Origin of the sequence: Glutamicibacter soli (genome assembly GCF_003309065.1) — a bacterium.
In the GTDB taxonomy this organism is placed as follows: Bacteria; Actinomycetota; Actinomycetes; order Actinomycetales; family Micrococcaceae; genus Glutamicibacter; species Glutamicibacter soli.
Window position 1 is genome coordinate 112870 of the sequence record NZ_POAF01000008.1, and the last position, 14848, is coordinate 127717.

The window sequence follows — 14848 nt, forward strand, 5'->3', positions numbered from 1 at the left end:
GTGGCCCACCAGTGGCGCGGAGTCATCCGCGAATATGCCGACCGTCTGCCAGTAGACGAGAACACCAAGGTCATCACGCTCGGCGAAGGCGGCACCCCGCTCGTCTTCGCCCCCGCCCTGTCCCAGCTGACCGGCAGCGAGGTGTACCTGAAGGTCGAGGGCATGAACCCGACCGGCTCCTTCAAGGACCGCGGCATGACCATGGCGATGACCGCCGCGGTCGCCGCCGGCGCCAAGGCAGTGGTGTGCGCCTCCACCGGCAACACCTCCGCCTCCGCCGCAGCCTACGCCACCCAGGCCGGGCTGAAGTGCGCGGTGCTGGTGCCGGACGGCAAGATCTCCATGGGCAAGCTCTCCCAGGCGATCGCGCACGGCGCCGACATCATCCAGATCGACGGCAACTTCGACAACTGCCTTGAGGTCGCCCGCAAGCTGAGCGAGAACTATCCGGTGTTCCTGGTCAACTCCGTGAACCCGGCCCGCATCCAGGGCCAGAAGACCGGCGCCTTCGAGGTCGTCGACTTCCTGGGCGACGCCCCCGACTACCACGTGCTGCCGGTGGGCAACGCGGGCAACATTACCGCCTACTGGAAGGGCTACAAGGAGTACGCCTCCGAGTTCACCAACCAGGCCGGCGCCGTGCTCGCCCCGGTATCCACCAGGACCCCGATCATGTGGGGCTTCCAGGCCGCCGGCGCCGCACCGATCGTGCTGGGCCACCCGGTGACCGAGCCGGACACCATCGCCACCGCCATCCGCATCGGCAACCCCGCCTCCTGGGCCCAGGCCGAGGAAGCGCGCGACGAGTCCGGCGGCCTCATCGACTCGGTGACCGACGACGAGATCCTCGCCGCGCACCGCTGGCTCTCCTCCCGCGAGGGCGTTTTCGTGGAGCCGGGCTCCGCGGCAGGCGTCGCGGGCCTGATCAAGCACCACGCCGCAGGCAACGTGCCGTCGGGCAAGAAGATCGTGATCACCGTGACCGGCCACGGCCTGAAGGACCCGGACTGGGCCCTGAAGCAGGCCGACGGCTCGGCCGTCGCCCCCACCAAGGTCGGCTTCGACGTGGTGGAAGTCGCCACCGCACTGGGCCTGTCCTAGACGCCGCCCGCTGCCTGCCGGCCCGTCGCCGCCGCACCGGCACCCGGTGCGGCCGTGGCGGGCCGCTGCGCGTTCCGGCGCCCCTCCGCACTCATCACCCCTAGCTCACCACCTGAAGCTCACCACCTCGAAGGAACCCATGCAGCAGATCGCCCTGGGCCAGCACCTGGTCGTCGCCCCGCCCGCCACCACCGCCAACCTGGGCCCCGGGTTCGACTCGCTGGGCCTCGCGCTGGAATTCCGCGACCGGCTGGAGATCCGCACCGCGCCGCAGAGCACCGTGCAGATCAGCGGCGACGGGGCCGACAGCCTGCCGCGTGACGAATCCCACCTGATCATCCGCGAGATGCACCGCTACTGGGAGCAGCGCGGCTTCGCGCCGGTCGGCATCGAGCTGAAGGCGGCCAACAACATCCCGCACGCCCGCGGCATGGGCTCCTCCGCCGCCGCGATCGTCGCCGCCTACGCCGCGGCCGATGCGCTGCTGCCGGCCGCCGAGCGCGGGGGACTGGACGCAGTCTTCCAGGCCGCCGCGGCCTGGGAAGGCCACCCGGACAACGTCGCCCCGGCGGTCTACGGCGGGCTGAGCATTTCCGCGACCAATGCCGACGGGACCTTCAGCTGCGCCCTGGTCCCGGTGCACACGCAGGTCCGCGCGGTGCTGGCGATCCCGTCCAACGGCTTGTCCACCGAGGTGGCCCGCGGGGTGCTTCCCGCGCAGATCGCCCACGCAGATGCGGCGGCGAACACTGCCTCCGGCGCGCTGCTGATCCACGCGCTGAGCAACGACCCGTCCCACCTGCTCGGCGGCACCGTCGACTACCTGCACCAGTCCTACCGGGCCGCTTCGATGCCCGAAAGCAGCGCGCTGATCGCGCTTTTGCGCGAGCACCAGCTGGCCGCGGTGGTCTCCGGGGCGGGCCCGACAGTGCTTGCGCTGGTGGCCGGCGACGCCCAGGAGCGCCTGGCAGGGGAGCTCATCGAGCAGTTCTCCGCACAATCTTCGGTTTCCTGGCGTGCTGAATTTCCGCGCCTGGCCGCCAACGGTGTTACAGTAGAAGTGCTGTAGCACTCAAGGCAGACCGGATCATGCGGGCGCCAGCCCGATGATGAACCTTATGGCGAGTGTTGAAGCGGACGCGATCGGCGCACCGTGCCTGTCGCAGCCGTCCAGCCGTTCCGGATTTTTCCTGCAGCTCGCAGCACCCTTGATATCCCACATCCATGCACAGTCGTGCCGTCGAGATATCAGTTTTCAAACCTAGTTTCCCGCCATCACCGGTGATACCTGAGGGCGGGTCGGGTTTTCGGTGGAACAGCCTCTCATTCTGGGCTGCAACACCTCATATTTACGGCACAGTGGGACTGCCGCAGGCAGCCCATCCTACGAGTCAGAAGGAATTTTCGTGACCGAAACCACGAGCCTCAACGAAGGCGTGGACACCAAGACTTCCGAGACCAAGAGCTCCGGCCTGGCCTCCTTGAAGATGACCCAGCTGCAGCAGCTGGCGTCGCAGCTCGGCATCACCGGCGGATCGCGCATGCGCAAGGCCGACCTGGTCGCCGCCATCAGCTCCCACCAGCGCGGCGGCTCGATCGCCGCCAAGGACGCGGAAGCTGCCAAGGCCGCCGAGCCGAAGGCCGACGCAGCCCAGGCGCCAGCCGCCAAGGAAGCGCCGGCCAAGACCACCCGTACCCGTCGCGCACCGAAGGCCGCCGCAGAGGCCCCGAAGGCCGACGCAGCCCCCGCCCAGGAAGCAGCTGAGGCCCCGCAGGCCGCCGAGCCGAAGGCTGAAAAGCCGGCCCGCGCCCGCCGCACCTCGCGCCGCGTGACCGACTCCGGCAAGATCACCGCCAAGGACGACGCCGCCAAGGCAGCGACCACCGAGGCACCGGCCCAGGCCGAAGCCGCAGTGGACGCGCCGGCCGAGGAAGCCGCCGCACCGGCCAAGGAACGCGCACCGCGCCAGCGCCGCAACACCCGCGCCGCTAAGGCAGAGCAGGCATCCGAGGCTCCGGCACAGGATGCCGACGCCCCGGCCGCCGAGGCCAAGACCGCTCCGGCCGAAGCCGATGCCGCGGAGAACGCCGAGGCGGAGAAGTCCGGCGAGCAGCGCGAAGAGCGCCGCGAGCGCGGCAACCGCCGTGAGCGTGGCAACCGCCGTGAGCGCAACAACGACCGCAACGACCGTGGCAACGACCGAAATGACCGCGGCGGCGACCGCAACGAGTCTTCCGAGCAGGACGCGTCCGAGCAGTCGGAGGAGCGCCGCGATCGCAACCAGGAGCGCAACGAGCGCAATGAGCGCAACGCCAACCGCCGTGAGCGCAACAACGACCGCAGCGAGCGCGGCAACCGCCGCGATCGCAACGATCGCAATGACCGCAACCAGGATCGCAACGACCGGAACAACCGCAACCGCCGCGGCCGCCGCGAGGACGACGAGCCGCAGCTGAGCGAGGACGACGTGCTGCTGCCGATCGCCGGCATCCTGGACGTGCTGGAGAACTACGCATTCGTCCGCACCGCCGGCTACCTGCCCGGCCCGAACGACGTCTACGTCACCCTGGGCCAGGTCAAGAAGTACAACCTGCGCAAGGGCGACGCCATCGTCGGCGCCATTCGCGCACCGCGCGAGGGCGAGACCCCGAACCCGCGCCAGAAGTTCAACGCCCTGGTGCAGCTGACTTCGGTGAACGGCAAGAAGCCGGAGGACAACCGCGAGCGCGTCGAATTCAACAAGCTGGTGCCGCTGTACCCGACCGAGCGCCTGCGCCTGGAGACCGATCCGAAGCTGGTCGGCCCGCGCGTCATCGACCTGGTCGCACCGATCGGCAAGGGCCAGCGCGGCCTGATCGTCTCGCCTCCGAAGGCCGGCAAGACCCTGATCCTGCAGTCCATCGCGAACGCGATCACCACCAACAACCCAGAGGTGCACCTGATGATGGTGCTGGTGGACGAGCGTCCCGAAGAAGTCACCGACATGCAGCGCACCGTCAAGGGCGAGGTCATCGCCTCGACCTTCGACCGCCCGGCCGACGACCACACCACCGTGGCCGAGCTGGCCATCGAGCGCGCCAAGCGCCTGGTGGAAATGGGCATGGACGTCGTTGTGCTGCTTGACTCGATGACCCGCCTGGGCCGCGCCTACAACCTGGCCGCCCCGGCTTCGGGCCGCATCCTGTCCGGCGGCGTGGACTCCGCGGCGCTGTACCCGCCCAAGCGCTTCTTCGGCGCCGCCCGCAACATCGAGAACGGCGGCTCGCTGACCATCCTAGCCACCGCCCTGGTGGAGACCGGATCCAAGATGGACGAGGTCATCTTCGAGGAGTTCAAGGGCACCGGCAACATGGAGCTGCGCCTGTCGCGCCAGCTGGCCGAGAAGCGCATCTTCCCGGCGGTCGACGTCAACGCGTCCTCCACCCGCCGCGAAGAGCAGCTGATGAGCGCCGAAGAGGTGCGCATCATGTGGCGCCTGCGCCGCATGCTCTCGGGCATCGATCCGCAGCAGGCGCTGGAGGTTCTCACCGGCAAGATCCGCGAGACCCAGTCCAACGCAGAATTCCTGATGCTGGTGAACAAGACCACACCGGACAAGCACTAGCGTTCAAAAACCCATGGCGTCCAGCCGGCCGGCACCTGTCCGGCCGGCTGGACGCCATCGGCGCGTCACCTACCATGGCGCTTAAGACATAGAATTTAACCCGGCCCTTCGTGGCCGCTGGCCAGAGCCGCGCAGAACAAAGGAAGAGCAGCCCCATGTTTGAATCCGTCAAGTCGCTACTTGAGGAGCACGCCGAGATTCAGGCGAAGCTCTCCGACCCGTCCGTCTACGCCGACCAGTCAGTGGCCCGCAAGCTCGGCCGCCGCTCCGCGCAGCTGAACGGCATCGTCGAGGCCTACAACAAGTGGAACAGCGCCACCGAGGACCTGGAAGCCGCCAAGGAAATGGCCGACGAAGATCCGGACTTCGCCGAAGAGGTCGAAACCCTCACCGCGCAGCTGCCCGAACTGGAGGAGAAGCTGCGCCGCCTGCTGATCCCGCGCGACGAGAACGACGCGCGCGACGTGATCCTCGAGGTCAAGGGCGGCGAGGGCGGCGACGAGGCCGCCCTGTTCGCCGCGGACCTGCTGCGCATGTACACCCGCTACGCGGAGCACAAGGGCTGGAAGGTCGAGATGATCTCCTACAACGAGTCCGACCTCGGCGGCTACAAGGATGCCCAGGTCGCGATCAAGGGCAAGTCCAGCGACCCGGCAGAGGGCGTCTACGCCCACCTGAAGTTCGAGGGCGGCGTGCACCGCGTACAGCGCGTGCCGGTCACCGAATCCCAGGGCCGCATCCACACCTCGGCCGCCGGCGTGCTGGTGCTGCCAGAGGTCGACGAGCCCGAAGAAGTGGACATCCACGCCAACGACCTGAAGATCGACGTCTACCGCTCCTCGGGCCCCGGCGGCCAGTCGGTGAACACCACCGATTCCGCCGTGCGCATCACCCACCTGCCTACCGGCATCGTGGTCGCCATGCAGAACGAGAAGTCGCAGATCCAGAACCGCGAAGCCGCCATGCGCGTGCTGCGCTCGCGCCTGCTGGCCCACCAGCAGGAGATCATCGACGCAGAGAACTCCGCCGTGCGCGCCAGCCAGATCCGCACCATGGACCGCTCCGAGCGCATCCGCACCTACAACTACCCGGAAAACCGCATCGCGGACCACCGCACCGGGTACAAGGCCTACAACCTGGACGCGGTGATGGACGGCGACCTGGAGCCGGTCATCGAATCCTGCATCCAGATGGACGAGGAAGAGCGCCTGGCGGCGCTGGGCGAGTAGCAGGCGCCCGCGCACCCGTGGAGAATCCGCTATCCGTCCGCGAGCTGTCCGCCGTGCGCCGCGCCGCGCTGGGACAGCTCGCCGCAGCCGGCGTGCCCAGCCCCGCGGTCGACGCCGACCTGCTGGCCTGCCACGTGCTGGGCATCGAGCGCTCCGAGCTGAAGCTGCGCGAACTGCGCGGGGATTCCTTCTCCGAGCCGCAGTTCACGCAGTACGCCGCGCTGCTCGAACGCCGCGCCGCGCGCATCCCGCTGCAGCACCTGACCGGCGAAGGCCACTTCCGCTACCTGACCCTGAAGGTCGGGCCCGGAGTGTTCTCGCCGCGCCCGGAAACCGAGACCGTGGTCCAGCTGGGCCTGGACTTCCTGGCCGAGCAAGGGCTTGCGGCCCCCCGCTGCGCTGACCTGTGCTCCGGTTCCGGGGCCATCGCCGCCGCGCTGGCCAGCGAGGTCCCGCAGGCCTCCGTGTGGGCCGTGGAGCTCTCCGAGGACGCCATCGGCTACACCCGGGCCAACTGCGAGCCGCTGGGCGTCACGGTGCTGCACCGCGACGCCTCCGCGCTGCCGGCGCCATTGCACGGCAGCATGGACCTGGTGATCTCCAACCCGCCCTACATCCCGCCCAATGCGGTGCCGCGCGAACCAGAGGTGCGCGACCACGACCCGCAGATGGCCCTCTACGGGCTGGGCGAGGACGGGCTGCAGATCCCGCGCGCCATCGCCGCCGAGGCGCTGCGCCTGCTGCGCCCCGGGGGACTGTTCGTCATGGAGCACGCCGAGGTGCAGCAGGATTCCGCCGCCCAGCTGCTGCGCGACGCTGGTTTCACGGCCGTCGCCGGGCACCCGGACCTGTCCGGGCGCCCGCGCTCGACCAGCGGCCGCGCGCCGCGCTGAACTACCCACCCACCACCCCACATGAAAGAATGATCCCGTGAGCACACGATTTTTGGTCAGCAACGAGCAGGAACACGCTGCAGGCATCGAGGCGGCGCGCACCGCGCTGTCGGCCCAGCGCTGCATCGTCCTGCCTACCGATACGGTCTACGGGATCGGCGCCGACGCGTTCAGCGCGCAGGGCGTGGCGATGCTGCTGGCGGCCAAGGGCCGCAGCCGCACCATGCCGCCGCCGGTGCTGATCGCCCAGGCCGCCACCATGGACGGGCTGGCCCGCGACATCCCTGACGAGGCCCGCAAGCTCGCCGAGGCCTTCTGGCCCGGGGGACTGACCCTGATCCTGCAGGCGCAGCCCTCGCTGACCTGGGATCTGGGGGAGACCCGCGGCACCGTGGCGCTGCGCGTCCCGAACGATGAAACCGCCCTGGAGTTGCTGGCCGCCACCGGTCCGCTGGCCGTCTCCTCCGCCAACCGCACCGGCAACCCGGCCGCCACTACCGCCGACGAGGCCGTGGCCCAGCTGGGCGATTCGGTGGACGTGTACCTGGACGGCGGCTCGCGTGCCGCACAGGACGACGCCGAGACCCTGCCCTCGACCATCGTGGACTGCACCGGCGCGCGGCTGCAGGTCGTGCGCTCCGGCGCCATCTCCATCGAGGAGCTGCGCGTGGTCGTCCCCGCCATTCTCGACTTGGGACAGGACGACTCCGGCCAGGGCGCATGAGAAGCTACGTCCTGCTGATCGCGTTCAGTTTCGCGGTCTCTTTCCTGCTTACCCCCATCGTCCGCTCGGTGGGCGAGAGGTTCACCGGCAACCAGAAGGTCCGTGCCCGCGACCAGCACGAGAAGCCGATCGTGAAGTTCGGCGGCGTGGCGATCATCGCCGCGTTCGCGCTCGGGCTCGGGCTGGCCAGCCAGCTCAGCTTCTTCCGCGGGGTCTTCGGGAACACCGAACCCATCACCGGCATCGTGCTGGCGCTGCTGGTGATCCTCATCCTGGGGCTCGCCGACGACATGTTCGATCTGCGCTGGTGGATCAAGGCCAGCGGCCAAGTCCTGGTGGGCGGGATCATCGCCGGGCACGGAATCGTGATCCAGTCGCTGCCCGTGGGTTCCTGGCAAATCGAGCACACCTGGATCCAGATCGCCATCACCATCTTCCTGATCGTGCTCACGATGAACGCGATCAACTTCTCCGACGGGCTCGACGGGCTGGCCGCCGGGCTTGCAGCCATCGGCGCGGCCACGTTCTTCGTCTACTCCTATGTGCTGGCCACGCACGTCAGCGCCGACGACTACGCCAACATGGGTGCGCTTTTGTGCTCCCTGCTGCTGGGCGCGTGCCTGGGGTTCCTGCCGCACAACTTCAACCCCGCGAACATCTTCATGGGGGAGAGCGGCGTGCTGGCCATCGGCATGATCCTCTCGGTGGCCACGATCGCGGTGACCGGTGACGTGCAGGGCTTGGAAGCCCAGCGCTTCCGCAACATCCCGGCCTACATGCCGATGTTGCTGCCGATGGTGATCGTCTTCCTACCAGTACTGGACCTTGTGCTCTCGGTGCTGCGCCGGCTGGCCAACAAACGCTCACCCTTTTCGCCGGACGCCAAGCACATCCACCACAAGATGCTCGCGCAGGGTCACTCGGTGCGCCGTGCGGTGATCCTGCTGTACCTGTGGGCCGGCTTCATCGCCGTATCGGTGGTCTCGATCGCGTTCATCCCCGTCGTTCTGATGGTTCCGATCGTCATCTTGCTGTTTATCGGTGTGGGACTTGCCACATGGAAACCACTGGTGGTCGACCGGTTGGGTGCGCTACGCAAGAAGTTGTCCAAGTAGCCAATTCGGGTATCATGCCGCCACCTCCCACAAACTGTTTCTATCTCGTGTAGAATTCAATATGGATCTTCTCCCGGAACAGTTTTGTTCGCAGGGGGTTTTGAGTTTCATCAGCATCGATAGGTGCACCGTGGATCATCGATTTAGACGAAGGAAGGATGCGGACTTGGCTTCTGGTTCTGCCCGCGTCAGTGCTTCGTCTGGATCGAAGTCCATCTGGTTGCCGATTCTGGGCCTGTCAATGGTGTACTCGATCATCGCGACCGCAGCCTTTTTCCTGATTTCTTGGCTGCTTGCCGATCTTGAGTACGCGTTATCCGGCGCTTTTGCCGCCGGTGTGGTTATTGGCTTTTTCGCTATTGGCATTCTGATCGCTGAAGCTGCAGGACGAATCCGCCGCTCGTGGGCCATGCCCGCGTTCTTGGCGACATTCGTCATCAAGGTGTTCGGCGTCGCCTTCGTTCTGTTGAGCCTGGGATTGCCCGCTTGGGTTGATCGTCAGGCTTTCGTACTCGCTGCAGCCGTATCCCTTGTTGCCTGGCAGGTCGGCGAGGTCCGAGCCTTCATGAAGGCTCGCCTTGCCATCTATAACGAGGAATAGGGCTAAGAGCTCTGACGCTTATGTCAGAGAGATGCTGTGAGTTTGATAAGCTTACTAACGGGTCATTTTCGGCCGTGCGCTTAATTGCCTGCGGACGAATCGGAAACATCCTCGGGGAAACCCGGGGTCGCACTTATCAGAGTTGATGCTACCGGCGACAGCTGTGAGAAGTACCCGTTTGATCTTTTCTTCACACGGTGAAAGGCAGTTACCGCCAGTCACCGCCTTTTGCCCGTGACCGTTACTGCAGAGAGGACAGCGCGTTGTTCGCGTTTGCGCTCCCAATGGCCTCAGAAGAAGGCGGATTTGTCCCGCCAACCGTATCCGATACCCACCTCCCGGAGATTTTCCCGTGGATGGCTGAGTACGGTACGGGTTTCGGCAAGCAGATGCTCATGATCGTCCTGTCGATCGTGCTTATCTCTTGGTTCTTCACCGCAGCTATCAAGAACCCTAAATTGGTTCCAGGCAAGATGCAGTACCTCGCTGAGTCCGGCTACGCCTTCGTGCGTAACGGCATCGGCCGCGACATCATCGGCGAAAAGAACTTCCGTCCATGGATTCCGCTGCTGTTCGCGACGTTCTTCTTCGTCTTGCTGAATAACCTCTTCGGTGCCATCCCGTTCCTGCAGCTTCCATCGTTCTCACACGCTGGCTCTGCATACGCAATGGCAATCATCATCTACGGCACCTGGATTGCCGTAGGTCTGAAGAATCACGGTATTCGTTACTTCAAGCTGGCAGTTACTCCAGCGGGCGTGAGCCCGGTGATGCTGATCCTGCTGGTGCCTTTGGAAATCATTTCGAACTTCATCGTCCGCCCACTGACGCACTCGCTGCGTCTCATGGCAACGATGCTGGCAGGCCACATCATCGTGATGCTGGCAGCCTCAGGTGCACGCCACTTGATCGTCGTTCAGGAATCGCTGGCACTGAATGGTGTTGGTGTTCTGGTCATCGCCGGTTCGGTAGCTATGTACTTCCTCGAATTGTTGATCATGGTTCTGCAGGCGTTCGTGTTTACGCTGCTGACCGCGATCTACATCCAAGGCGCGCTTGAAGCCGACGCCCACTAAGGCCATTTCTTCTTTACTCAAACCCAATAGTTCTTCCTTGATTGATTCAAGGAAAACCTCACAACCTACCGGCAAGAAGCACGGTATCTTGAAAGGAATAATCGCATGAGCGGCTCCCTGAATATGATCGGTTACGGTCTGGCAGCAATTGGTTCGGCTATCGGCGTTGGTCTGATCTTCGCTGCTTACATCAACGGCGTTGCACGTCAGCCAGAGGCACAGCGCATCCTGCAGCCAATCGCTATGCTCGGCTTCGCACTTGCTGAAGCACTGGCCATCCTGGGCCTGGTTTTCGCCTTCGTTATCAAGTAAGTCTTTCCCGGCTGTAGTGGCCTCGCCACTATCGCGAGGCGTACACACAAGTGGAAACTAATAGATAAGGAATGGTGAGTATGAATAGCACTGACTTCATCCTCGCTGCGGGCGAATCGGTCAATCCGCTGATGCCAAATCCGTGGGAAATTCTCGTCACGGGTGTTGGTTTCGCGGTCCTTCTGTTCATCGTCATCAAGGTGATTGCTCCGAAGTTCGAGCAGTCCTACGAAGATCGCGTCACCGCGATCGAAGGTGGCCTGGAGAAGGCCGAGGCAGCACAGAAGGAAGCAGAGGAGACCTTGGCACAGTACAAGGCCCAGCTTCTGGAAGCTCGCACCGAGGCTAACCGCATCCGCGAGGAAGCTCGCAGCGAAGGTGCTCAGATCCTCGAGGATCTGAAGACCAAGGCAACCGACGAGGCTACTCGCATCAGCGAGCAGGCTCAGCGTCAGATCTCGGCCGAGCGCACCGCCGCTCTGTCGTCGCTTCGCACCGACGTGGGCGCTTTGGCCACCGAACTTGCAAGCAAGATTGTTGACGAAGCTCTGAAGGACGATGCCCGTGCCCAGCGCGTGGTTGATCAGTTCCTGAACGATTTGGAAGCTCAGCAGAACGCAGGTGCATCGAACTAATGGCAAGTGTATCGAGCGAGTCATTGGCAAAGGCTTTGGAGTTCCTGGAACCCAAGTTGGCACTGGCATCTTTGGAGCTGCCGAAGGAACTGTTCGCGGTCCTGGAAGTACTGGATGCAAATGCCGGTCTTCGCCGAGCATTGACTGATCCGGCCCGTGAAGCTGCCGAGAAGGCAAGCCTGTTGGCACAGCTGCTGCGCGGAAAGGTTTCGGCTGACGCCGAGTCCACCGTCGCCCAGCTGGCTTCCACTCGCTGGAGCTCGGAACGCGACATTAGCGATGCGCTCGAAACGCTGGCTGTCACTGCGGTGACCGCAGTGGCCGAGCAGCAGGACGGCGCTTCGGGGCTGGCCAAGCTGGAGCAGGATCTGTTCTCCTTCATCGAGGTGGTTCGTTCTAACCACGAACTGCAGCGTGCGTTGGATGATGCGCAGGCCCCAGCCGAGGCAAAGAGCGCTCTGGCGCTCAAACTCGTGCCCAACGCGTCGCGGACCGCGCAGGTGTTGATCTCCCAGGCAATTTCGGCCCCTCGCGGGCTGAAGCCCATTGCTCTGATTGAGCGTTTCGTTGAGCTTGTGGCCAAGCGCCAGCAGCGTTGGATCGCCTCGGTGACCAGCACTGTGAAGCTTTCCGAGGCTCAGCTTGAGCGCCTGGAGACCAGCTTGAACAAGGTTTATGGTCGCCAGCTGAAGCTCAACGTCACTACCGATCCGTCGCTGATCGGCGGCCTGGTAGTCAAGGTGGGCGACGAAGTTGTCGACGCTTCCGTGGCATCTCGTGTGGCCGAGTTGCGCCGCGCCCTGGCCGGCTAGAACTTTTGCCAGGGGCTGTGCCCCTGGCAAAAGTTCCGGCTCGCCGGGACCAACACAGACTTCATTCACATCGATCCACCAATGATTTTGGGTGGATCACAATTTAGGAGAGCAGGGACTGCAGATGGCCGATTTGACCATCAATGCCGACGACGTCCGTAATGCCCTAAACGAGTTCGCATCTTCCTACGAACCGGGTAAGGCAGAGCGCACCGAGGTGGGACGCGTTGTCGCAGCAAGCGACGGCATCGCCAAGGTGGAAGGTCTTCCTTCCGTCATGGCCAACGAGCTGCTGAAGTTCGAAGACGGCACCCTGGGCCTGGCCCAGAACCTCGACACCCGTGAAATCGGCGTCGTGGTGCTCGGTGACTTCACCGGCATCGAAGAGGGCCAGAAGGTCGAGCGCACTGGCGAGATTCTCTCGGTTCCAGTAGGCGACGGCTTCATGGGCCGCGTGGTTGACCCGCTGGGTGAGCCACTGGACAACCTGGGCCCGATCGAGTCCGAGGGCCGCCGTGCACTGGAACTTCAGGCACCAGGCGTGACCGAGCGTAAGTCGGTTCACGAACCGCTGCAGACCGGCATCAAGGCCATCGACGCCATGATCCCGATCGGCCGTGGCCAGCGTCAGCTGATCATTGGCGACCGCCAGACCGGCAAGACCGCTATCGCCGTCGACGCCATTCTGAACCAGCGCGCCAACTGGGCCACCGGCGACCAGACCAAGCAGGTTCGCTGCATCTACGTTGCAGTGGGCCAGAAGGCTTCGACCATCGCAGCCGTGCGCCAGACCCTCGAAGAGCAGGGCGCCCTGGAGTACACCACGATCGTGGCCTCCCCGGCATCCGACCCTGCCGGCTTCAAGTACCTGGCACCATACGCAGGCTCGGCCATCGGCCAGCACTGGATGTACGGTGGCAAGCACGTTCTGATCGTGTTCGATGACCTGTCGAAGCAGGCTGAAGCCTACCGCGCCGTGTCGCTGCTGCTGCGCCGTCCGCCAGGACGCGAAGCTTACCCGGGCGACGTCTTCTACCTGCACTCCCGTCTGCTTGAGCGTTGCGCCAAGGTTTCGGACGAGCTGGGCGCAGGTTCGATGACCGGTCTGCCGATCATCGAAACCAAGGCGAACGACGTCTCGGCCTTCATCCCGACCAACGTCATCTCGATCACCGACGGCCAGATCTTCCTGCAGTCGGACCTGTTCAACGCCAACCAGCGCCCAGCTGTCGACGTGGGTGTTTCGGTTTCCCGCGTGGGTGGCGCCGCACAGGTCAAGGCCATGAAGAAGGTCTCCGGTACCCTGAAGCTGGAACTGGCTCAGTACCGCGACATGCAGGCTTTCGCCATGTTCGCTTCGGACCTGGATGCCGCATCCAAGCAGCAGCTGACCCGTGGTGCACGTCTGATGGAACTGCTGAAGCAGGGCCAGTACCAGCCGTACGCCGTCGAGGATCAGGTTGTCTCCGTGTGGGCCGGCACCAACGGCTACCTGGACGATGTTCCGGTGGAAGACGTGCTGCGCTTCGAACGGGAGTTCATCGACTACCTGCGTCACCGCACCGAGGTTCTGACCGTTCTGGCCCAGACCGGCAAGCTGGAAGACGAGACCGTCGACGCCATGAAGGCGGCCATTGCTGACTTCAAGGCCGGCTTCTTCGGCCAGGGCGACGACCAGCTGGTCGCCGCAGGTCACGAAGAGCACGACGCTCTGGATGCCGAGTCCGTCGACCAGGAACAGATCGTCAAGCAGAAGCGCTGACAATTTCCTTGACGTTTAGGGGTACGGCGCCGGCGACGGCGCCGCACCCCAAACGTTGGGAATAAGGAAAGGACACACATGGGAGCCCAGATTCGGGTCTACCGCCAGAAGATTGCCTCGACCTCGTCGATGCGCAAGATCTTCAAGGCGATGGAACTGATCGCTGCATCCCGCATCGGCAAGGCACGTAGCCGTGTTTCGGCTTCGCTGCCGTACGCCAATGCGATCACCCGTGCAGTTACCGCCGTCGCGTCCCAGGCCGATGTTGAACACCCGCTGACCACGGAACCGGCGAATGTTCGCCGTGCCGCGGTGCTGGTGATGACTTCGGACCGCGGACTCGCCGGGTCCTACTCCGCCAGCGTTCTGAAGCAGGCAGAGCACCTCGTGGAACTCCTGCGTGGAGATGGCAAGGAAGTCAAGACCTACTTGGTCGGCCGCAAGGCCCAGGCTTACTTCGATTTCCGTTCGCGCGAGTACGCCCGAGTGTGGACCGGGAACACCGATTCCCCGCAATTTGAAACCGCACGCGAGCTGCGCGAAATCCTCCTTGAGGACTTCGCTAACGATTACGAGCAGGGTGGCGTGGACGAGATCCACGTTGTTTACACCCAGTTCAAGTCGCTGGTCACGCAGGAACCGACGGTTATCCGTCTGTTGCCGTTGGAGGTTGTCGAGGGTGAAACCGAGACTCCTACCGACGAGCTGTTGCCACTGTACGAATTCGAGCCGTCGCCGGAGGAAGTGCTGGACGCACTGCTGCCGCGTTACATCGATTCGCGTCTGTTCAACGCCCAGCTGCAGGCCGCAGCCTCCGAGCTCGCTGCACGTCAGCGCGCGATGAAGGCCGCAGGCGACAACGCCGGCGAGTTGATCAAGAAGTACACGCGACTGCGTAACAACGCCCGTCAGGCTGAAATCACCCAGGAGCTTTCGGAAATCGTCGCCGGCGCAGACGCGCTGAACGACTAGCCGAAACCTCC

14 protein-coding genes are annotated in these 14848 nt (G+C 64.5%); all 14 read left to right on the forward strand.

The window, feature by feature from the left end; translation table 11 throughout:
* The 14 genes from thrC to C1H84_RS15840 all read left to right on the forward strand — a co-directional run bounded on the left by thrC (position 1) and on the right by C1H84_RS15840 (position 14837).
* Positions 1-1101, forward strand: a complete 1101-nt coding sequence (thrC, locus tag C1H84_RS15775; RefSeq protein ID WP_047118739.1) for a threonine synthase — start codon at positions 1-3, stop codon at positions 1099-1101.
* Positions 1102-1240: 139 nt separating this feature from the next.
* Positions 1241-2170 carry a homoserine kinase gene (thrB, locus tag C1H84_RS15780; RefSeq protein ID WP_053797787.1) on the forward strand — a complete coding sequence of 310 codons (930 nt, stop codon included), beginning with the start codon at positions 1241-1243 and terminating at the stop codon, positions 2168-2170.
* Between the two features lie 337 nt (positions 2171-2507).
* The gene (rho, locus tag C1H84_RS15785; protein WP_047118741.1) at positions 2508-4706 is read left to right on the forward strand and encodes a transcription termination factor Rho; all 2199 of its coding nucleotides are present in this window, start codon (positions 2508-2510) and stop codon (positions 4704-4706) included.
* A 155-nt stretch (positions 4707-4861) separates the two neighbouring features.
* Complete coding sequence (gene prfA, locus C1H84_RS15790; RefSeq protein ID WP_047118742.1) at positions 4862-5935, forward strand: peptide chain release factor 1; 1074 nt, start codon at positions 4862-4864, stop codon at positions 5933-5935.
* 17 nt (positions 5936-5952) lie between these two features.
* Entirely contained in the window at positions 5953-6828 is an 876-nt protein-coding gene (prmC, locus tag C1H84_RS15795) for a peptide chain release factor N(5)-glutamine methyltransferase (RefSeq protein WP_113607940.1), read from the forward strand.
* 37 nt (positions 6829-6865) lie between these two features.
* On the forward strand, positions 6866-7552 hold the full coding sequence (locus tag C1H84_RS15800) for an L-threonylcarbamoyladenylate synthase (RefSeq protein WP_047118744.1): 687 nt from the start codon (positions 6866-6868) through the stop codon (positions 7550-7552).
* Positions 7549-8667: an MraY family glycosyltransferase gene (locus C1H84_RS15805; RefSeq protein ID WP_047118745.1), complete on the forward strand. Its 1119-nt coding sequence runs from the start codon at positions 7549-7551 to the stop codon at positions 8665-8667. Before C1H84_RS15800 ends, C1H84_RS15805 begins: the two co-directional genes overlap by 4 nt.
* 166 nt (positions 8668-8833) lie before the next feature.
* Positions 8834-9268: a hypothetical protein gene (locus tag C1H84_RS15810; protein WP_047120647.1), complete on the forward strand. Its 435-nt coding sequence runs from the start codon at positions 8834-8836 to the stop codon at positions 9266-9268.
* A gap of 263 nt (positions 9269-9531) precedes the next feature.
* The gene (atpB, locus tag C1H84_RS15815; RefSeq protein ID WP_047118746.1) at positions 9532-10344 is read left to right on the forward strand and encodes a F0F1 ATP synthase subunit A; all 813 of its coding nucleotides are present in this window, start codon (positions 9532-9534) and stop codon (positions 10342-10344) included.
* Positions 10345-10449: 105 nt separating this feature from the next.
* A complete protein-coding gene (locus tag C1H84_RS15820; RefSeq protein WP_022876338.1) occupies positions 10450-10656 on the forward strand; it encodes an ATP synthase subunit C in 207 nt (68 codons plus the stop codon).
* Between the two features lie 80 nt (positions 10657-10736).
* Complete coding sequence (locus C1H84_RS15825) at positions 10737-11291, forward strand: F0F1 ATP synthase subunit B (RefSeq protein ID WP_047118747.1); 555 nt, start codon at positions 10737-10739, stop codon at positions 11289-11291.
* Positions 11291-12103, forward strand: a complete 813-nt coding sequence (locus C1H84_RS15830) for a F0F1 ATP synthase subunit delta (protein WP_047118748.1) — start codon at positions 11291-11293, stop codon at positions 12101-12103. The genes C1H84_RS15825 and C1H84_RS15830 overlap by 1 nt, the downstream gene beginning before the upstream one ends.
* A gap of 124 nt (positions 12104-12227) precedes the next feature.
* The gene (gene atpA / locus C1H84_RS15835; protein WP_047118749.1) at positions 12228-13865 is read left to right on the forward strand and encodes a F0F1 ATP synthase subunit alpha; all 1638 of its coding nucleotides are present in this window, start codon (positions 12228-12230) and stop codon (positions 13863-13865) included.
* A gap of 78 nt (positions 13866-13943) precedes the next feature.
* On the forward strand, positions 13944-14837 hold the full coding sequence (locus C1H84_RS15840) for a F0F1 ATP synthase subunit gamma (protein ID WP_113607941.1): 894 nt from the start codon (positions 13944-13946) through the stop codon (positions 14835-14837).
* Positions 14838-14848 lie beyond the last annotated feature (11 nt).